The organism is Endozoicomonas acroporae (assembly GCF_002864045.1).
Classification (GTDB): domain Bacteria; phylum Pseudomonadota; class Gammaproteobacteria; order Pseudomonadales; family Endozoicomonadaceae; genus Endozoicomonas; species Endozoicomonas acroporae.
The window spans coordinates 1-20,461 of the sequence record NZ_PJPV01000132.1; the positions used below are offsets into that span (position 1 = coordinate 1).

Sequence of the window (20,461 nt, forward strand, 5' to 3'; positions counted from 1 at the left end):
AACACCACGGCGGTGAACAGCAAGGTTGAAACCTCGGGTGTAGTTGCATACGCCGGCATCGGGGGGGGGTACGTTTCAGGAACGGTTGCCAACACTACGGCGGTGAACAGCACGGTCGAAACCTCGGGTCTAATTGCAAGCGCCGGCATCGGGGGTGGGTACGTTGTGGGAACGGTTGCCCACACCACGGCGGTGGACAGCAGGGTCGAAACCTCGGGCGGGAGTACATACGCCGGCATCGAGGCGGGGGAGATTAGCGCTGGAGGAACGGTTGCCAACACCACGGCGGTGAACAGCTATGTCAATGGCCTTAAAGAGAATTCTGGATCTATCGCCAATGATCAGCTTCTTTGCCAAAAAGCCGACCCACGGGTGTTAACCGCCAATTGCTCTGCGCGAACCGGCATCGAGGCGGGTAGGCATGCACCCCACCACGTCGGGCGCAGGAGCGTTGGCGAGGAAGGAATAATTGCCGACATGGGCGGCAGCAATGCCGCTACAGCAACAACCGCCGCTACGATGGGAATTACCTCAGCTTCCCTTCTGGCAGCGGGCGGATTGGGGATTGCCGGCTATTCAACCTATCAATGGATTACCGGTTACCAGGAGGGGTTGCGTGGTCAGGAGCTGGCGATGAAACCACTTACCCGTGGTAAAGAACTGGCAAGCGCTGCGGTCAACTCAGTATCACAGGGTATTCAGGGAATCCGGGAACGAATGAACAGGCAGAGTGTTCCTACGCAGGAACCAGCCCCTGAATGAGTTCGGTACAGAGTGACTGAGCTGGAGTAGCTGGCCAGATGGAATCGAATATTTCTGGCTTCTTGTGCTGGTACTGTGCGAGGCACAACGGAGGGAGCATAGCCGTAGTGACCGGAGTTGTAACAAAGGAGAGTGTCGGCACAAGGAGCCAGAAGTATATGATTTCAGGGGTTAGGAGTTGTCTGGCAATAACTTCCCTATTTTCATTGCCTGCCCCCGTTCGGACTGAGCTTGTCGAAGTTCGGTGGCACGACCCTTCGATACTTCGACAAGCTCAGCACTCAGGGTGAACGGAAATCGGGAACTTATTAAAAGACAATTCCTTAGCTACTTTTGCAGGAAAAGCCCCCATAAAGCCAACCCAAACACTTCACAGAACTCCCACGACTGTGTAAGAATATCTTGAAATATTTCTCCGGGACGGAGAAAGCTCAATTGCAACATTAATAAATGAACAGGCCATCGATTTGGAACTGGTTTCCTCGTTAGGGAAGACGACATTGTTGTTATTACTGCAACATTTACTCATACCCGGGAAAAATCCTGAGTGCCAGGTCATTTGTCAACCTGTCAGGGATCTTCGTCTGTTTTTTTTGCTGTTATTGCTTTCGTTTTCCGGTTCATTGGTCGCCCAACCCATTTACCTCAGTGGTGATGATGCCATCACCACCCTGCCTCTGGTGCCGGTTAATCCACCCTCTGACATTTTTAAAAGCTCGCTCCCAGACAGCCCCCTGAACTGGTATCGCCTGGATATTGAACTGTCGCCCTACTCCCCCCATGACTGGCTGATGGTGTTCCAGCAGGTTCCCCATAACAAGCTGGATGTTTTTATCCCGGTCAACAATGGGTATCAACTGACAAAAATGGGCATGGATGGTGCACTGTCAGGCATGGCACCCAACACCATGAAGCTGACACTCAAGCCCGGGGAAACCAAAACCTGGTATCTGCGTCATGATCCGGTAGCGCTCAATCCGCTCAATCCTCAGTTATGGCCATCTCTGAACTACTATGAACTGCTGAGTGAGCAACAAACCGTCATCAGCTCAATTCAGACGCTGCTGACCGTCGCCTTGATTTTCATCTTTACCCTGACCCTCAGAAATCGCACCCCCGCCTTGTATCTGCTGATCAGCCATCTGCTGGCGGCCAACCTGATGATTCTGATGTGGGAAGGCGACATCTTTCGTGTTGTCTCATGGCCGGGGGAGCCGGGCCACTGGCTTATTCTGATAACTGCGGTGGTGCTGGTCACCGGTATTGCCAGCTATCGAACCCTGGCACTGCTGCCGGTCTACACCCCAAAAACGAATCGATTGATTGGCGCACTGAACATCGTTGCCATGGCGCTCGTGGTTTATGGAATCACTTCTGCCAGCAATGCATCAGTGGTAATCCTGAAACTCGCCGCCTATTCACTTCTGGCCAGTTTTACCTTGGTGGTGCTGGCTACCGCTTACTGTCTCTATAATGGCATTCGTCCCGCAAAAGTGGCCTTTCCTGCAGCACTGACCATGCTTATTTTACTCTCATGGTTATGGTATCCCAACGCAGAGTCAGGAAGCCTGACGCCCTACCCTGAACTTATACTTCTCTGTGTTCATGCTGCCCTCCTGCCTCTGTTTTACTGGTACGGGCACCAGCAGAACCTGAACCACGCCATATCGATTAATGCCATCGCCCCTGCCAGCAGCAAACGGCGTATCTTTGAGTCAGCGCTGCGTGAGCATCTGCAAACCCCGGACTCACCACTTTCCGACAACGAACTGATCCAGAAAGTATTGACCACCTTCGACCAGGTATTACCCGGCATTCCTGCCATGGTGTTTCGCCACCAGCAGGATGAATGGCACTTCAACCCCGGGGAAACCGCTGATTACTCAAAAGCCGCTGAAAATTTAGCCAGGCAGCTGCCAGATATCGAAGAGGACTTGCTCAGTGTCATCGCTTCGGGCATTGAAACAAAAATCAACTTTAAAGACCGGTTTGGCACCATCTACTGGCTATTCCCACTGAATATAGATGCCGGTAATAAAGTACTTATGGTACTGGCCCCCTCCAGATATCATCGAAATGCCACCACCTGGCAAACCGCCAGCGATATCAGCAACCATGCGTGTACCCTCTTTCAGGCAAATCGACAGTCACTCTTCTGGCAGCAGCAGGCCAACCTTGACCCACTGACCGGCTTGCTGAACCGGCGAGCCTTTTGTCAGGAAGCAGAAAATATTATCCAGGCGGCTCTTGGCTCTGACCCCATCCGCCCCAGCTGCGCCCTGTTTATGGACATTGATAACTTTAAACAACTGAATGATCTGCTGGGCCACAATGCCGGAGACCAGATACTTACAACGACAGCGGTTATATGTCGCAAGTCTCTCCGGCATCAAGACTTACTGGGGCGTTACGGCGGAGAAGAGTTTGTGGCATTATTGCCCGATACAGAGCCCTGGCAGGCATTTCATGTGGCTGAACGAATGCGAAGTGCCATCGCCAGTGAACATGCAAAAAACAATCAATGGGCGAACAGCCAGCCCACAACCGTGAGCATCGGTATTGCTGCCCTGTCAAAAGATGTTAACACACTGGACAGACTGCTGGAGGAGGCGGATACGGCAATGTACCAGGCAAAACAGACAGGTAAAAACCGGACATCAATCAACACCAGCATGAACGATGTTCGTTTGCCAGTCACATAAGCCACTCAAAAAGAGAGAACAGGTTTGCCACCTCAACGTATCAAAAAACCTAGTACATGGTTTCAATGAGTTTGACAGGTACGGTCTCCGTTCACCCTGAGCGGAGTCGAAGGGTGCTTGGCACGATCTATCAGAGTCCGGAGTTTCCGCCTTTAGGCCCTATGGGTCCTTCGATGCTTCGACAAGCTCAGCACTCAGGACGAACGGAGTGCGGAGGCACGACAAACTTATTGAAACCATGCACTAGTGTGCTATTTTTTTGTCTGCCTGTAGCTTTTGCGAAGTGCTTCCGAGGCATAATAAGCGGGCGCTGCAACAAACGGCGATATAGCCTGTTTACCCGGTACCTCATTATTAAGTGTCTTGATAAAGCCAAGCTGGCTCTGCAGATTTTTCTCGTATTTTGCTCTTTCCTGGGCGGCTGTCATCATCAAGCCTGATGGTTCCCATCCATCCGGCGGAAGTGAAAGGCAATTAACCAATAACTCCTCCCCGACAGCGATATCCCTTAAGGCAAAATAGATAGGGAGGGTAAGATTACCAGAACGGGTATTCACTGAAACAAACGACATGCTGACATTGTTATCTTTGGCCCTGTTGGCCGCATTCAGGAAATGCATCGGTGTATAACGCTCGTTATCCGGCAAAAAGACAACCGTGTTCGTAGAATCTGAAGAAAGCCCCGCCATTGAGTATTTCGAGAGCGTTCGCTGCGTTTGATCCTTACCTCTGAGACCTGCCATCAGGGTCCGGTAGTAACTCATGAAATCTGGCATTTCAGTCGTCACTTTCTGATGCACAAGCTCAGGTTGCCAATCGTGGTTATACCTGGCCCACTCCCTTTTGTTGAGCACATAGCCAATACCGGAATAGACCCCGATCAACTCCCCCCCCTTAACGGGTGCGCGGGCAAATACCCCGTAATTTTTTTCTGGCTCTGCACCCGAAGCATCAGAGCAGTTAAAGCCATAATCAACAAAACGGTATTCAAACCGCGCCTGAAAGTCTTGCCGGGCCTCTTGCTCAGACATTATCAACTGGTTAACCAGGCGGGGTTGCAAAGCTTGATTCAACTGAAAGTCTGGCAGCAACTGACTGCTGGCCAGACGGGACATCCAGAAATAAGGCTGGTAAGTATGCCCGGGAGGAAGTTCAGAGTCTGAAATAGCCCGGCTCCCCAACGCTCTATTGGCCATGCCCGGCCTATTGCTGCCAGTGGCAAAGGCCTGGTGAGCTGAATGGCGTGAAGGTTTGTTCTGTAGCGACAGAAGCATTGTTTCAGTTATTCCCCGACTGAATATGCTGGTGTCTGGCAGTGCACGCATATCTGCTGCCAGCTGTTCCAGGGCTGTTGCATGATCACTGTCATGCCCGGCGCGGTTGGCAGGGGTAGAGACATCTTCTGATGTTGCCACTCTCGAAGCTACAGATGAAGCTACAGATGAAGCTACAGATGAAGCTACAGATGCGGTGGTTGAATCGTCAGTTAATGGACTTATCTTTGATTCAAATATATTTCCGGTAGAGGTTGATGCAACGCTGTCAGAACCAGAGTGGCTGAGGCTCGGCTCATCACTGTGGGCAGCGACAACATCACGGGCAAAGGCCACGCCCTGACTTTGCCGGCCACTGGCGGGTCCGCATTGCTCATCACCCGGATCAGGGGGACGACTTCCAGCCATTTTTGCCGGTAACAGGGTATTGGTTTCCATAAGTTCCTTACTTTAAACTTGCAACAACATTCTGAAAATTTTTGACAAAGTGTATGCCCGAAAGTTCAACTCACGGCAAAGCCGAACCCCTTATTAAAGCAACGAATGCCCTTCCCTGACCTCTGATCCATTTAAACAAACACAGTCCAATGTTTTTTCAGGAACAGGCACCTGCCACTATCGTAGATTTACATATAGGGATTTACGGTTGAGGCTGATTAGAATACCTGGCAAATTGATCTTTACAATGCCCAAAAGACCATCACCCGCCTGAGCCTGAAAGGCATGGCATAATTGGTGATCCAAAGCGGCCAGCACAGGACAATAAGTCAAACAGTATGCGGCATACCGAAATATACCTATTTTCTTACATAAGATACTATCTCTCGCTGATTACTTATTGCCCAGACCCGCTATCAAAGGCTTAATGATTTCACCGACCGTGTCTTTTCATACAAGGCCGCCGGATCCGGAACGCCCTCCGATTCCTGCTGTCCTGTTGGGAGCCGCTGGCTGAAGCCACATTTACGTTCTATGATGCAGGTAGCTGGGCGTTACTCCAATTTTATCTATGGAGGAGTCGTATGATTCTGGAAGAAGTCATAGATCTCTCGCGCTTTCAATTTGCCATTACTGCGCTTTATCATTTTTTGTTTGTGCCACTGACCATTGGCATGACCTTTATCCTTGCCATTATGGAATCCGTCTATGTGATGACGGGTAAACAGATCTACAAGGATATGACCAAATTCTGGGGCAAGCTCTTTGGCATTAACTTTGCCGTAGGTGTCGCCACCGGTCTGACCATGGAGTTCCAGTTTGGTACTAACTGGTCCTACTATTCCCACTATGTTGGTGATATTTTCGGCGCACCACTGGCCATTGAAGCCCTGATGGCTTTCTTCCTGGAATCCACTTTCGTTGGCATGTTCTTCTTCGGTTGGGATCGCCTGAGTAAAGTGCAGCATTTGGCCTGTACCTGGTTGATGGCCATTGGCACCAACCTGTCGGCACTCTGGATTCTGATTGCCAACGCCTGGATGCAGAACCCGGTGGGTGCCGAGTTCAACTTTGAAACCATGCGCATGGAGATGACCAGCTTTGCCGACCTGGTATTCAACCCGGTGGCCCAGGTTAAATTTATCCATACGGTAGCGGCGGGTTATACCACCGGCGCTATTTTCGTCCTGTCCATTTCTGCCTACTACCTGCTGAACCATCGTGATATCGGCTTTGCCCGCCGCTCTTTCGCCGTGGCTTCAGGATTTGGTCTGGCGGCTATTCTGTCCGTTATTCTTCTGGGTGACGAATCCGGCTATGAGCTGGGCGATGTTCAGGAAGTAAAGCTGGCCGCCATTGAAGCAGAATGGGACACCCACCCGGCACCGGCCAGCTTCACCGTGATCGGGATTCCTGACCAGGAAACCATGCAAACCGATTACGCCATCAGAATTCCTTACCTGATGGGCATTATTGCCACCCGCTCACTGGATGAAGAAGTCACAGGCATCAAAGACCTGATTGAAAACAAGATGGTCCGTATCCAGAGCGGTATGGAGGCCTATGACCTGCTGCAAAAACTGAAAAGCGGCCAGGATACACCGGAAAACCGGGCCGCCTTCCTGGAAGTGGTGGATGACCTCGGCTACGGCCTGTTGCTGACCCGCTATACCGACAACATTCCTGCGGCCACCGATGCCATGATTCGTCAAGCGGCAGAAGATGCTATTCCAACCGTATGGCCTCTGTTCTTTGCCTTTCGCATCATGGTTGGCTGTGGCGTCCTGATGCTGCTGCTCCTGGTGACGGCATTTGTGAAAACCGCCCGCCGTAATGAATACAAAAGTCGCTTTTTCCTGAAACTCTGCCTCTGGTCGCTGCCCCTTCCCTGGATTGCCAGTGAAATGGGCTGGTTTGTGGCGGAGTTCGGCCGTCAACCATGGTCGATCTCCGGCATTCTGCCCACCTATCTGTCGGCATCCACCCGGACAGTCACCGACCTCTACCTGAGCATCGCCGGCTTTACGCTGTTCTACGGTATCTTTGCCGTCATTGAAGTCTGGCTGCTGGTGAAGTACGCCAGACTGGGCCCAAGCAGCCTGCACACCGGCCGTTACCACTTCGAACAACAGCAGGCCTTAACCGATGCTGTGGTTTCTGACAGTCCCCTCCACGGAAAAGCATAAGGAGCGATAACGATGGATTATGAAATTCTCCGATTTATCTGGTGGGTACTGATCGGCGTCCTGTTTATCGGTTTTGCCATTATGGACGGCTACGATCTCGGCACAGCCAACCTTCTGCCTTTCATGAGCAAAAACGACACTGAGCGTCGTATCATGATCAATGCCGTTGCGCCCCACTGGGACGGCAACCAGGTTTGGCTAATCACCGCCGGTGGTGCGCTATTTGCCGCCTGGCCAACCGTCTATGCGACAGCCTTCTCCGGCTTCTACTGGGCCATGGTTCTGGTCCTTTTTGCCCTGTTGATTCGCCCGATGGCTTTCGACTACCGCTCAAAACTGCCTGACCCACGCTGGCGCAACGCCTGGGACTGGGGACTGTTTGTCAGTGGTATTGTCCCATCCCTGGTGTTTGGCGTTGCCTTTGGCAACATCTTTGTCGGCTTTGGCTTTGCCCTGGACGACTTTATGCGTTCCAGCTTCTCTGGCTCATTCTTCGACCTGCTCAACCCATTCTCACTGTTGTGCGGTGTGGTCAGTGCCGCCATGCTGACCATGCAGGGCGCTGTCTGGCAAAAAATGCGTTCTGGCGAACCCATCCGCCACCGTGCAGCAACGGTCGCCCGCTACTCTGCCCTGCTGACCATGGTGGCATTTGCCGCAGCCGGTTTCTGGGTTGCCCATATCAACGGTTACCAGGTCACCAGTATTCTGGATACCAATGCGCCATCCAACCCCCTGGAAAAAACCGTCACGCTTGCTCAAGGTGCCTGGCTGAACAACTACAGCCAATACCCCATCATGATCATTGCCCCGGTACTTGGCTTCCTGGGTACCCTCGGCGTCATGATCTTCTCCGGCACCAGACAGGATGGGCTTAACTTTACCTGCTCATCCCTGGCACAGGCCGGCATTATCATGACCGCAGGTTTCAGTCTGTTCCCGTTTGTACTGACCTCAAGTACCGACCCATCCTTCAGCCTGACCCTCTGGGACGCAACCTCCAGCTTTATGACCCTGGCCATCATGACCGGCGTTGCCGTGGTGTTTGTTCCCATCATCCTTGGCTACACCATCTGGTGTTTCTACAAACTCTGGGGTCGCATGACCGCCGAGCGCATTGAAAAAGAAAGTCATTCACTTTACTAAAGAGGGAGCGGAACAATGTGGTATTTTGCATGGATCCTGGGTGTACTGCTGGCTTGCGCCTTTGGGATTATTAATGTGATGTGGTACGAATTTCATTCGGACAATTTTGATAATGAAATTAACGAGTTAGACTCATAGAAAATTTTTTAGGTTGCAATTTGATTGTAACCTGAGCCTCAAAAACGGTACCAAACCGTACCTTTGCTGCATTTCGCAGTGAATGTTGTACCGGGAGAATGGTACCGTTTTTTTGTATCTATCTGGTACACCTTGGTTTTCCCACAACCATCGAATAAACTCCTGCTTCAACCACTGCATAAGAAGTGCTTTCAAACCATGAAAACCCGCGACCTGCTCAAACTGCCTGACCTCAAACTGGCCCAGGCCATCAGCACCATGAAAGGCAAGGAATGCGAGAAACACGCCAGGAACTACACCAAAATTCTGGGCATAGAGTTTGATAAAGCGATTATCCACGCCACCCACGCCGCCATGTTCAGCCAGAGTGACGAACCGGTCAAACTGCGCACCTATAAAGCCATGGTTGATCTGGTGGCTAGCGATACTGAATACGGCGAAAGGGAAGCAGCGATTCTTGCTGCCCTGCTGTTAGCCCATATCAGTAAGAAAATGAATCGGGTGCAGTCACTTGTTGCTCAAACGTCACCATTTGCCATGTCGTGAAGTTCAAGCACTAACTATATGAGTTCAAAGAAACCACCCTACACGCCACTGCAAGGCCAGTACCTGTCGTTTATTTACTACTACACGAAGATCAACGGCATGCCACCAGCGGAAAAGGATTTGCAGCGGTATTTTCAGGTTACTCCTCCCACCGTTCACCAGATGGTAGTGAAACTGCACCAGCTTGGCCTGATTAGTCGGGTACCTGGTTAGGCCGGACAGTGAAGGTAGAGCTACCTGTTGAAGAGTTGCCCTTTCTTGTTTAAATAATCCGTTGGTTGCGAAATTAGCTCAGAACCTGCTCATTCCCAAAGTGGACAGCTTTTCCCTTTCCCTTCGCAAATGCACGACTACCACCAAACACCTTACATGCGTACAATTACTATCTTCCCAAAATTTACCTCTGAGCTATCTGGCCCTCTGCTCCCCTGAGTCAATAAAAGACGTTGGTACAAGCTACGGGCGGTAGCGTCTCAATATTTTTTCGCTACACATTTCGCAAAACAGGATTCATGCCATGAAAAGCACCCAGCAAAGGAAAGAATTGCATCGCCAGATTTGGCAAATTGCCAACGACGTGCGGGGCGCAGTGGATGGCTGGGATTTCAAGCAATACGTGCGCGGCGCCCTGTTCTATCGCTTTATCAGTGAAAACTTTGCCAGCTACATTGAAGGCGGTGATGAGAGCGTCAACTATGCAGAATTGGATGACGGTATTATTACCTCCGAGATCCGGGATGACGCCATTAAAACCAAAGGGTATTTCATCTACCCCAGTGAGCTGTTTGCCAATGTTGTCAAGCATGCCAACACCAACGATAGCCTGAATACCGATCTTGCTGACATCTTCAGAGCCATTGAAAGCTCTGCCAACGGTTACCCTTCTGAAGTGGATATTAAAGGCCTCTTTGCCGATTTTGATACCACCAGCAACCGTTTGGGTAATACCGTTACTGACAAAAATCGCCGTTTAGCAGCGGTGCTTAAGGGTGTGGCTGGTTTGGATTTTGGTGATTTCCACAGCAGCGATATCGACCTGTTTGGCGATGCCTACGAGTTTCTGATTTCCAATTATGCCGCTAATGCGGGTAAATCCGGTGGAGAATTTTTTACCCCGCAACAGGTGTCGAAACTGATTGCCCAGCTGGCCATGCACGGGCAAACCAGCATCAATAAAATCTACGACCCGGCTGCCGGTTCCGGCTCATTGTTGCTGCAAGCGAAAAAGCAGTTTGACGAGCATGTGATTGAAGAGGGCTTTTTTGGTCAGGAGATCAACCACACTACCTACAACCTTGCCCGTATGAATATGTTTTTGCACAACATCAATTACGACAAGTTCAATATGCAGCTGGGCAATACCCTGACTGACCCGCACTTTGGCGATGACAAGCCTTTTGATGCCATTGTCTCCAACCCTCCCTATTCCGTGAAGTGGATTGGCAGCGATGACCCGACCCTGATTAACGATGACCGCTTTGCACCTGCCGGTGTGCTGGCACCCAAATCAAAAGCGGATTTTGCCTTTGTGATGCATACCCTTAACTACCTGTCGGCCAAAGGTCGGGCGGCGATTGTCTGCTTTCCTGGCATTTTTTACCGTGGCGGTGCCGAGCAGAAGATTCGTCAGTATCTGGTGGATAACAACTATGTGGAAACGGTGATTGCGTTAGCGCCCAACCTGTTTTTTGGTACGACCATCGCCGTGAATATTCTGGTGCTCTCCAAACACAAAACCAATACCGATACGCAGTTTATTGATGCCAGCGGCTTGTTTACCAAAGGCACCAATAACAATCTGCTCACCGATGAACATATTGCAGAAATTCTGAAGGTGTTTGAGAAAAAAGGCGACATTGCTCACCTTGCCAAAACTGAGTCGTTTGCAACCATTGCCGAGAATAGTTACAACCTCTCCGTAAGTAGTTATGTGGAAGCGAGAGATACACGGGAAGTGGTGGATATTGTTCAGCTGAATGACGAGCTGAAAATTACCGTTGAGAAAGTTGCACAACTCCGATTGGATATTGATGCGATTGTGGCGGAGATTGAAGGTGTGGAGGTTCGGGCATGAGCGAATTGGTAATTATGCAAGATCTTCTGAATATCGCTTCAGTAGATTGGAAACCTTTAGAGGAGGTTGGCACATTTCTTCGCGGCAAGAGATTTGTCAAATCCGATCTCATTCCCGATGGTGTTCCATGTATCCACTATGGAGAAATGTACACGCATTACGGTATATGGTCAGAGAGCGCAAGATCGTTCCTCAGCAAAGGTGTTGCATCTCAATTACGTACTGCCAATCACGGTGATGTAATTATTGTAGCTGCCGGAGAAACAATAGAAGACATTGGCAACGGAACCGCATGGCTTGGAGAAAATGATGTTGTTTTCCACGATGCATGCTTTTCATTTAAAAGTGAGCAAAACCCAAAATATGTTTCCTATTACTTGAGAACAAAGCTCTTTAAAGAACAGATTAAAAAGCATATATCTTCGGGAAAAATCTCATCAATTAACGCCAAGGGACTCGGAAAGGCAAAAATCCCAATCCCCTATCCAGAAAACCCAAAAAAATCGCTGGAGATTCAGGCTGAAATCGTCCGGATTTTAGACACATTTACCTCGTTAACCACCGAGCTTAGCGCACGTAAGAGACAATTCAAGTATTACCGTGACGAATTATTAAGTTTTAAAAACAGTGAAGTGGAATGGAAACCTCTCGGAGAGATTGGTGATTTTATTCGCGGCAAACGATTTACCAAAGCGGATTATGTGGATGAGGGAATAGACGTCATCCACTATGGCGAAATTTACACGGACTATGGCGTTTCAACGACTAATGCCCGGTCACAGGTTCGTGCTGAAATGGCCGCATCGTTACGTTACGCAGAACCAAATGATGTTGTTATCACTGATGTGGGTGAAACAGTAGAGGATGTTGGTAAAGCCGTCGCCTGGCTGGGGAACGATAAAGTAGCAATTCACGACCATTGCTATGCTTTCCGTCATTCGATGAATCCGAAATTTGTCGCCTATTGCATGCAAACCACCAGCTTTATTGCCGACAAGGCAAAATACGTGGTAAGGGCAAAAGTCAAAACGCTATTGATCAATGGCTTCTCGAAGGTTTGCATTCCGGTTCCCCCGCCTGAAGAACAGGAGCGCATCGTCGTCATCCTGGATAAATTCGACACCTTAACCAGCTCCATCAGCGAAGGCTTGCCCCGTGAAATCAAACTCCGACAGCAACAATATGAATATTATCGTGATTTGCTGCTAAATTTCCCCAAACCAGTGGCAACTGAGGTTCAGTATGAGCAAGAAGATCACCAACATAACCACAAGGAATCTCCATGCCTGACCTAAACCTGCAAGACCAGACCACTGAGTTTCTGCTCTACACCGATCCCAATGGGGATATCAGGGTGGAAGTGTTGCTCAGCAATGAGACTATTTGGCTGACACAGAAGCGCATGGCAGAGCTATTTGGCGTAGGTGTACCGGCTATTTCGAAGCATCTGAAAAACATTTTTGAAAGTAATGAGTTGCAGGAGAAACTGGTTGTTTCCATTTTGGAAAATACCACTGAACACGGTGCTGTAGCTGGCCTTACCCAGACCCAACAAGTCAAATATTACAACCTTGATGCCGTAATCTCGGTCGGCTACCGGGTAAACTCAACACAGGCTACCCAGTTCCGCATCTGGGCTACCCAACGGCTCAAGGAGTACATTATCAAAGGCTTTGCCATGGATGATGAACGGCTGAAAAATGGTCGCTATTTTGGCAAGGACTACTTTCGTGAGCTGTTGGAGCGGGTGCGTTCCATCCGTGCCAGCGAGCGACGTATCTATCAGCAAATTACCGATATTTTTGCCGAGTGCAGCGCCGATTACGACCCCAGATCGGAAACCACTCGCCTGTTCTATGCCCATGTGCAGGACAAGTTCCATTTTGCCATCACCGGTCACACAGCAGCAGAAATCATCTCCCTTAACGCAGATGCCAATAAGCCACTGATGGGCATGAGCACTTACAAGAATGCCCCTGATGGCCGAGTGCTGAAATCCGATGCTACGGTGGCAAAAAACTACTTGAGTGAAGTGGATATTAAAAAACTGGAGCGAGCCGTCTCAGCATTTTTTGACTACATTGAGGGCATTATTGAACGACGCAACACGTTTACCATGAGCAGCTTTGCAGAAAGTGTTAACAAATTTCTGGCATTCAACGAGTATCAGATTTTGGAGGGGCATGGCACGATCAGCAGAAAACGGGCCGAACAAAAAGCGATTACCGAGTACAACAAGTTCAACAAGCAGCAGCGCATAGAGTCGGATTTTGACCGGGAAGTAAAAAAACTGCTGCAAAAGAAAGATTCACAAGATGACTGACTACAAAACCATCGCAGAATCCAAAAACTATATTGTTCTGGATAAATACACCCCGGATGACCAGGTCAACGAAAGCTACCAAAGCGAAAACGATCTTGAGCGGGAGCTGATCTCCGACCTGCAAAACCAGGGCTATGAATATGTAGCCGATTTAAATACCCCGGATAAGATGCTCAGTAATGTCCGTAAGCAGCTACAAACCCTGAACGATGTGGTGTTTTCAGACGGGGAATGGCAACGCTTTGTTGAGACCTATCTGGATAAACCCGGCGACAACATTATTGATAAAACCCGTAAGATTCACGATGACCATATCTTCGATTTTGTCTTTGATGACGGGCATATCCAGAACATCCATCTGCTGGATAAACACAATATCCACCGCAACATCTGTCAGGTTATCCGACAGTTTGAACAGACCGGCACCCATAAAAACCGCTACGATGTGACGATTCTGGTGAACGGTTTGCCCCTGGTGCAGATTGAGCTGAAAAAACGGGGCGTGGCCATTCGTGAAGCCTTTAACCAGGTGCATCGCTACAGCAAAGAGAGCTTTAACAGCGAAAACTCGTTGTATAAATATTTGCAGCTGTTTGTGATCTCTAACGGTACCGATACCCGCTATTTTGCCAATACCACCCAGCGCAATAAAAACAGCTTCGACTTCACCATGAACTGGGCGAAGGCGGATAACAGCCTGATCAAAGATTTACAGGACTTTACCGCCACCTTTTTCCAGAAAAGCACCCTGCTTAATGTGTTGCTGCATTACTCGGTGTTTGACGTCAGCGATACCTTACTGGTCATGCGCCCTTACCAGATTGCCGCCACCGAACGTATTTTATGGAAGATAAAAAGTTCCTATGAGGCTAAACACTGGAGCAAACCGGAGAGTGGCGGTTTTATCTGGCATACCACTGGCTCCGGTAAAACCTTAACCAGTTTCAAAGCGGCACGTTTGGCTACTGAGCTGGATTTTATCGACAAGGTATTTTTTGTGGTCGACCGAAAAGATCTCGATTACCAGACCATGAAGGAATACCAACGTTTTTCACCAGACAGTGTGAATGGTTCTGACAGTACCGCTGGCCTGAAGAAAAATCTGGATAAAGACGACAACAAGATCATCGTCACTACCATCCAGAAGCTCAACAATCTGATGAAAAGCGAGGGCGACCTTGCCATTTACAACCGTCAGGTGGTGTTTATTTTCGATGAGTGTCACCGTAGCCAGTTTGGTGAAGCCCAGAAAAACCTGAAGAAGAAGTTCAAACGGTTCTATCAGTTCGGTTTTACGGGTACGCCCATTTTCCCGCAGAACGCTTTAGGTGCGGAAACTACCGCCAGCGTGTTTGGCCGTGAGCTGCATTCCTATGTGATTACTGATGCCATCCGTGATGAGAAGGTGCTCAAATTCAAAGTGGACTACAACGATGTTCGCCCGAAATTTAAGGCCATCGAAAGTGAGCAGGACGAGAAGAAGCTCAACGCCGCAGAAAACGAGCAAGCCCTGCTGCATCCGGAGCGTATTCGTGAAGTTTCCCAATACATTCTGAATAACTTCCGTCAGAAAACCCATCGTCTGCAAGCCAGTGCCAATGGCTTTAATGCCATGTTCGCGGTGAGCAGTGTGGATGCCGCCAAGCTCTATTATGAGTCGCTGAACCAGTTGCAGGCTGATAGCGAAAAGCCCCTGAAAATCGCCACCATATTCTCTTTTGCGGCCAATGAGGAGCAGGATGCGGTCGGGGATATTCTGGATGAGAGCTTTGATGTCTCGGCTATGAATAGCAGTGCTAAAGAGTTTTTAAGTTCAGCCATTGCCGACTATAACGCATTCTTTAAAAGCAATTACAGTGTGGATAGCAAAGGGTTCCAGAGTTACTACCGTGATCTGGCCAAGCGGGTTAAAGCCAAAGACATTGATTTGTTGATTGTGGTGGGGATGTTCCTTACCGGCTTTGATGCGCCTACCCTGAATCCCTGTTCGTGGATAAAAACCTGCGTTTCCACGGGTTAATGCAGGCCTATTCCCGCACCAACCGCATTTATGACGCCACCAAGACCTTTGGCAATATTGTCACCTTCCGGGATCTGGAACAGGCGACGGTAGACGCCATCACCCTGTTTGGTGATAAAAACACCAAAAACGTGGTGCTGGAAAAAAGCTACAAGGAGTACATGGAAGGCTTTACTGATCTGGTCACCGGCGAAGCCAGACGGGGCTTTATGGATGTGGTGCAGGAATTGGAGCAACGCTTTCCTGATCCTGCCGCCATTGAAAAAGAGTCTGATAAAAAAGCCTTTGCCAAACTCTTTGGTGAATATTTGCGCGTCGAAAACGTGCTGCAAAACTACGATGAATTTGCCAGCCTGAAAGCGTTGCAAGACTTGGATATGAGCGACCCGGCAGCTGTTGAAGCGTTTAAGGCCGAGCATTATCTGGATGATGAACAACTGGCACAGATGCAGACCATTCGCCTGCCCGCCGAACGCAAGATTCAGGATTACCGCTCTACTTATAACGATATTCGTGATTGGCAGCGTCGGCAGAAATCGTCGGATGACAAGGTTAAATCCACCATTGATTGGGATGATGTGGTCTTTGAGGTGGACCTGCTGAAATCCCAGGAGATCAATCTGGATTACATCCTGGAGCTGATCTTTGAGCACAACAAGAAAACCAAAAGCAAGGCTGATCTGGTGGATGAAGTGCGCCGTGTTATTCGTGCCAGCCTTGGCAACCGTGCCAAAGAAGGCCTGGTGGTGGATTTTATCAATCAGACTGATCTTGATGAGATTGGTGATAAAGCCAGTGTGATTGATGCTTTTTTCACGTATGCCCAGAAGGAACAACAGCGTGAGGCTGATGAGCTCATTGAAACGGAAAGCCTGAACAGTGATGCCGCCAAACGGTATATTGCTACCTCACTGAAACGGGAGTTTGCCAGCGAAAATGGTACTGAGCTTAATGCCATTTTGCCGAAAATGAGTCCGTTGAATCCGCAGTATCTGACCAAGAAGCAGAGTGTGTTTCAGAAAATTGCGGCGTTTATTGAGAAGTTTAAAGGGGTGGGTGGACAGGTATAGATTTGGTTTAAGCAATTACAATACCGGCAAATCGGGTCTGCTCTTTTTGAACAGGTTCGGCTTCCACCACAATGAATCGCGAACATCTGAAATCCCTGGAGATTGACCAGTGGACAACTGCACTGTGCCCACAAAACAACAAAGGAGCTGAGGATTTGACGCAGCGCATCCATATAGATGAGATAGTTGAAGAGTCGATCCAGGGATACAGCGGAGGTGTCTTCCGCTGTATTGGGGATAATGGAGAGAGCTACTTTCTGAAAGGTCTCGGGGTGGGCAGACCGGATCTGGCAAAAGAGTGGATTTGCGCCAATCTGGCCAAGGCGTTTGGGCTGCCTATTGCGGACTTTGCCTTGGCAGAGGTCTGTATCACCCTGTATGAGGCTTTTCCCGGGGACTGGCAACGGAAGATTGGCCACGGCACCTGTTTTGCTTCCCGTGAAGTCAAACAGACACAATGGCTGGAACCTGCCACCATGGCGGTATCCGTGCCGGAACAACTACAGAATGATGTTCTGATATTTGATCGCTGGATAAGGAATGAGGACCGAACCAAAGGCAACCCCAATTTACTGTGGGTTCCGCATCTGGATGAACTAGTGGTTATAGATCATAATCTTGCTTTTGATCCTGATTTCACAACAGAATCTTTTTTCCAACATCACATCTTCGCTTCGGCACGTAAGCGCATTTGCACCGATCTGGCCACTATTGCCGAATATAAGGAAAGGATGGAAGCAGCACTGTCTGACTTCCATGTGTGGGCTGAAACGGCCAAGAATGAATGGCCCTGGCGGGATCTTGAGGAAACCAGGGAGTTCGAGCTAGACTCTGACTCCCTGTTTGCCATACTAAACCAATATACCACCGATCAATTCTGGAGCATGACATGACTAAATACGCTTGCCGTTATGCCATTGTGCAGTTCATGCCCTACCCGGAAACTGGCGAGTTTGCCAATGTCGGGGTGATTGCGGTAGTGCCTGCACAAAATCGCCTGTTGTTTCAGCTGGAACTGTCTCGGTACAGTCGATTGACCAAGTTCTTCAAGCATCTTAACCACCGGGTTTATACCCAGGCCATCAAACACCTGAATGAAGAGCTGCTGTATCTTGAAAAAGCCGTCAGCAATGGGCAGGTTACGGCTCTACAAGCCTTTGAGCTTATTGTTCGCCCTCTTGAAGCTATTCTCCGGTTCAGCAAGGAACGGATAAAAATGACTCAAAAGCCTTTGGCAATAGCCAATGAGCTGTTTGGTCGTTTTGTACTTCATGACTTTGCTCAGAAAAAGAATTATGAACATGAACTACAAAGTCGGGTGGGTCTGCTGGTTCGCAGCCTGAATCTTCGGCATCAATTCAAGAAAGAGAAGATAGGCACTTTGTTCCCGGTTAATATGCCACTGGTACAAAAGACTGAAGATCAACGGCTAAGGGCGATTCAGCCTTTACATTTTGACCGTGATGAGCCGGAAAAAATTATTGAGCACGGTAATCTGTGGATCGGTAAACTGAGCATCCTGCAGGAACTCAACGAACTTCCGGACGATATTCTGATTCCGGTAGAAAAACCTGCTCATAAAGGTGATGCCCAGAAGGCCTGGATAATCGTTAAAAACCGGCTGAAAGATTTCGGTGATATTGCTGATGCCAGTAATGAAACGGTTATTAAGAAATTTGCCAAGAGCTGAATCGCTTAGCATATCTCCTCTTTAGACCTCCACTTCGTACTGCGCCAGATTCGGCGCAGCTCCCTTTACCTCCCCGTTCTGAATAAACACCTTCTCGCCAACGCTCACAGACTCTCCTTTGACCGTAATAACCGAACCATCCCGTAGCATTGCCTGACTGGTGCCATTGCCGTTATTGGCGGTAATGGTAGCCACGATCCGCCCCCCTTCTGGAATGAGCGCCTTGAACTGTTGCCAGATGTTAGTGGTTGCCATTAGTAGTGCCTCTCTAATTCAATGCTTTGAATAACTGTCCCCACACCGCTTGCACTGATACTGGTCGCCAAACAAAGGGCTTGCCAGTCTCCCGTTATATCCTGAACCTCGACCAGCATCCCCGGCTCAATTAGTCCGGGAGCGGTATTGGTGTCGGTCAATGGTAGTTCAATGGTAGTAATGCTCTGGTTGCCACCCTTGGCCAGCTCATTCCGGCCTCGCTCGGTATTGACCTGCGTTTCCGTGAGCCAGTCTTCCAGAATATCGGGAGCCGGGTTATCGCCATTGGAGCCGGTTCGTTTGACGTTGACCGCCACGCCTGCATTCGTCCCGGATACATAGACTGCATTGTAAGCCTGTTCCGGTCGCCAGTTGGCGCTTAAACTGATGACCATACTGGCAGGCACAATCTTGTCCATCATGGCTGTGTTCCAGTGCCAAGGGCTGGCAGGGTATCGGGGTTGAATGCTCACCTGGTCATTATTTCGGCTTGGGATGACTACCGATCCTGCCGTTGTGGCTATCTTGGCTACCACCTGCATGGCGGTCTGGTTCTGATAGCTGAATGAGCCTCCGGGCATAATCCAATCCGGTGTGCTGTAGTCGTTCAGGTCAGGATAGATCGCCGTAGGCCAGTTCTTCGATGATAGCCTGTTTGGCATTGAGGTTGGTGCTGTTGCTCTTGCTTCGTTGTGGCGCATAAGGCGCTGCGAGTAGTTGGGTGCGGCTGCTGCCATAGAGGGTGTAACGTTCAGCCCCGAAGCGTCTATCCGTATTGTTGTAACGCTCGATAATGAAGATCCACTTCCAGCCATTGATATCCACCTCAATTTGCTTTGGACCGTTCTCGTCCGGTTCCACCAGTGCGATATTGGAAGTGCCCCACAACTGCCCGGTAAAGCTCCATGAGAAGCTATCAATATCCAAGCTAATCTCCATTGAGGGCAGTTCCAGCGGTGTCCGGGCAGGCAATACCACGGCGGTGATGATGTTCATAAGCAGATAACTCTCCCTGATCTCTGGCTGTTCCGGCTCCGGCTTTTCCACAACGACCGGATCTGTCTCGCCGCCATAGTTGCCGGTAACGCTCTCATCCTTGGCTTTCTGGCCAAAGCCCCACGGTATAATAACCGGCTGATCCTCGGCTCTGTTTTTCTGGAAGGCAAAGCGCCGCTTGCTATCCCTTGGCTGAATAACCTTGGCATCAACTGATCGCCCCATTCGGAAATAAACAGCAGGGGTGGTTTCGGGCGAATAGGGAATGCCAGCAAAACGGAAGTTAAGGAGGCTTGGTATCAGGTAGCCAAGCTTCTCTACCTGATAAGCAGGACTGAACTCATCCACTCGCCGGAAGCTGCTGATCTGGTTGCTGTCTCTTACAACAGGTCGGTTCCAGAGAATACGATCTTTCTCATCCTTTGCCTGAATGGACTGATCCCATCGCTGCGACTTATGACCATCTATGTTAACAGCCTGCTGCCAACGCCCGTCTGCTGTCGCCTCTTTTTTCAGGCTGTCGCTATGACTAAAACTGACCTGAGCTTCCTTTTTAGCTACTGCACCCCAAAATAGCCCAAAAGGTGAGGCTTCCAGAGGCTTTGCCTGCTGACTACTTTGCCGTCGGGAAGAGCTGACAGGCCGACTGGTGGAATAAACCGCCTCTCTTTGCTGCTGTCGGCCAACGGCTATTTTCCAGTTACCCTGATAAAACCGGATAACGGAAGGTGGCGGAACAAAGGCATATCTGGCTGTCGGATAAAAGCCAAAGTCAGCACCCGGCTTATATGCATCAAGACCGAAAGCAAAATCAACCGGAGCTGTAATTACATAAGCCATA

General features: G+C 49.6%; 16 protein-coding genes and 1 pseudogene. 13 read left to right on the forward strand and 4 right to left on the reverse strand.

Going from position 1 to position 20,461, the window contains the following annotated elements; genetic code table 11:
* Both CX664_RS26540 and CX664_RS18155 read left to right on the forward strand, forming a co-directional pair.
* Positions 1-762 (forward strand): hypothetical protein (locus CX664_RS26540; protein WP_180966543.1); only part of this gene is annotated, 762 nt, incomplete at its 5' end.
* Between the two features lie 467 nt (positions 763-1,229).
* The gene (locus CX664_RS18155) at positions 1,230-3,464 is read left to right on the forward strand and encodes a diguanylate cyclase (protein ID WP_101748094.1); all 2,235 of its coding nucleotides are present in this window, start codon (positions 1,230-1,232) and stop codon (positions 3,462-3,464) included.
* Positions 3,465-3,715: 251 nt separating this feature from the next.
* On the opposite strand, the gene CX664_RS18160 is transcribed toward CX664_RS18155, so the two are convergent.
* Positions 3,716-5,176: an SET domain-containing protein-lysine N-methyltransferase gene (locus tag CX664_RS18160; RefSeq protein WP_101748095.1), complete on the reverse strand. Its 1,461-nt coding sequence runs from the start codon at positions 5,174-5,176 to the stop codon at positions 3,716-3,718.
* Between the two features lie 584 nt (positions 5,177-5,760).
* On the opposite strand from CX664_RS18160, the gene CX664_RS18165 reads away from it, so the two are divergent.
* The 11 genes and pseudogenes from CX664_RS18165 to CX664_RS18215 all read left to right on the forward strand — a co-directional run bounded on the left by CX664_RS18165 (position 5,761) and on the right by CX664_RS18215 (position 18,369).
* A complete protein-coding gene (locus CX664_RS18165; protein ID WP_101748096.1) occupies positions 5,761-7,362 on the forward strand; it encodes a cytochrome ubiquinol oxidase subunit I in 1,602 nt (533 codons plus the stop codon).
* A gap of 12 nt (positions 7,363-7,374) precedes the next feature.
* Positions 7,375-8,508, forward strand: a complete 1,134-nt coding sequence (cydB, locus tag CX664_RS18170) for a cytochrome d ubiquinol oxidase subunit II (RefSeq protein WP_101748097.1) — start codon at positions 7,375-7,377, stop codon at positions 8,506-8,508.
* Positions 8,509-8,523: 15 nt separating this feature from the next.
* Positions 8,524-8,646, forward strand: coding sequence for a cytochrome bd-I oxidase subunit CydX (gene cydX, locus CX664_RS18175; protein WP_101748098.1), 123 nt, complete (start codon positions 8,524-8,526; stop codon positions 8,644-8,646).
* A 198-nt stretch (positions 8,647-8,844) separates the two neighbouring features.
* Positions 8,845-9,192 carry a hypothetical protein gene (locus CX664_RS18180; RefSeq protein ID WP_101748099.1) on the forward strand — a complete coding sequence of 116 codons (348 nt, stop codon included), beginning with the start codon at positions 8,845-8,847 and terminating at the stop codon, positions 9,190-9,192.
* Between the two features lie 18 nt (positions 9,193-9,210).
* The gene (locus CX664_RS18185; RefSeq protein ID WP_244910688.1) at positions 9,211-9,405 is read left to right on the forward strand and encodes a helix-turn-helix domain-containing protein; all 195 of its coding nucleotides are present in this window, start codon (positions 9,211-9,213) and stop codon (positions 9,403-9,405) included.
* A 304-nt stretch (positions 9,406-9,709) separates the two neighbouring features.
* Positions 9,710-11,266 carry a type I restriction-modification system subunit M gene (locus CX664_RS18190; protein WP_101748100.1) on the forward strand — a complete coding sequence of 519 codons (1,557 nt, stop codon included), beginning with the start codon at positions 9,710-9,712 and terminating at the stop codon, positions 11,264-11,266.
* Positions 11,263-12,561: a restriction endonuclease subunit S gene (locus tag CX664_RS18195; protein WP_101748101.1), complete on the forward strand. Its 1,299-nt coding sequence runs from the start codon at positions 11,263-11,265 to the stop codon at positions 12,559-12,561. The genes CX664_RS18190 and CX664_RS18195 overlap by 4 nt, the downstream gene beginning before the upstream one ends.
* The gene (locus tag CX664_RS18200; protein ID WP_101748102.1) at positions 12,549-13,589 is read left to right on the forward strand and encodes a virulence RhuM family protein; all 1,041 of its coding nucleotides are present in this window, start codon (positions 12,549-12,551) and stop codon (positions 13,587-13,589) included. Before CX664_RS18195 ends, CX664_RS18200 begins: the two co-directional genes overlap by 13 nt.
* A gap of 88 nt (positions 13,590-13,677) precedes the next feature.
* Positions 13,678-16,679, forward strand: a pseudogene (locus tag CX664_RS28270) (type I restriction endonuclease subunit R, EcoR124 family); the annotation flags it as partial.
* Between the two features lie 71 nt (positions 16,680-16,750).
* Positions 16,751-17,572: a HipA family kinase gene (locus tag CX664_RS18210; RefSeq protein ID WP_101748103.1), complete on the forward strand. Its 822-nt coding sequence runs from the start codon at positions 16,751-16,753 to the stop codon at positions 17,570-17,572.
* Positions 17,569-18,369, forward strand: coding sequence for a DUF3037 domain-containing protein (locus CX664_RS18215; protein WP_101748104.1), 801 nt, complete (start codon positions 17,569-17,571; stop codon positions 18,367-18,369). The genes CX664_RS18210 and CX664_RS18215 overlap by 4 nt, the downstream gene beginning before the upstream one ends.
* A gap of 21 nt (positions 18,370-18,390) precedes the next feature.
* Here the strand turns inward: CX664_RS18215 and CX664_RS18220 are convergent, their stop codons facing one another.
* The 3 genes from CX664_RS18220 to CX664_RS18230 are packed head-to-tail and all read right to left on the reverse strand — an operon-like array spanning position 18,391 to position 20,460.
* Positions 18,391-18,624, reverse strand: coding sequence for a hypothetical protein (locus CX664_RS18220; RefSeq protein ID WP_101748105.1), 234 nt, complete (start codon positions 18,622-18,624; stop codon positions 18,391-18,393).
* The gene (locus tag CX664_RS18225; RefSeq protein ID WP_101748106.1) at positions 18,624-19,205 is read right to left on the reverse strand and encodes a hypothetical protein; all 582 of its coding nucleotides are present in this window, start codon (positions 19,203-19,205) and stop codon (positions 18,624-18,626) included. The genes CX664_RS18220 and CX664_RS18225 overlap by 1 nt, the downstream gene beginning before the upstream one ends.
* A gap of 31 nt (positions 19,206-19,236) precedes the next feature.
* Positions 19,237-20,460, reverse strand: a complete 1,224-nt coding sequence (locus CX664_RS18230) for a hypothetical protein (RefSeq protein ID WP_101748107.1) — start codon at positions 20,458-20,460, stop codon at positions 19,237-19,239.
* Position 20,461 lies beyond the last annotated feature (1 nt).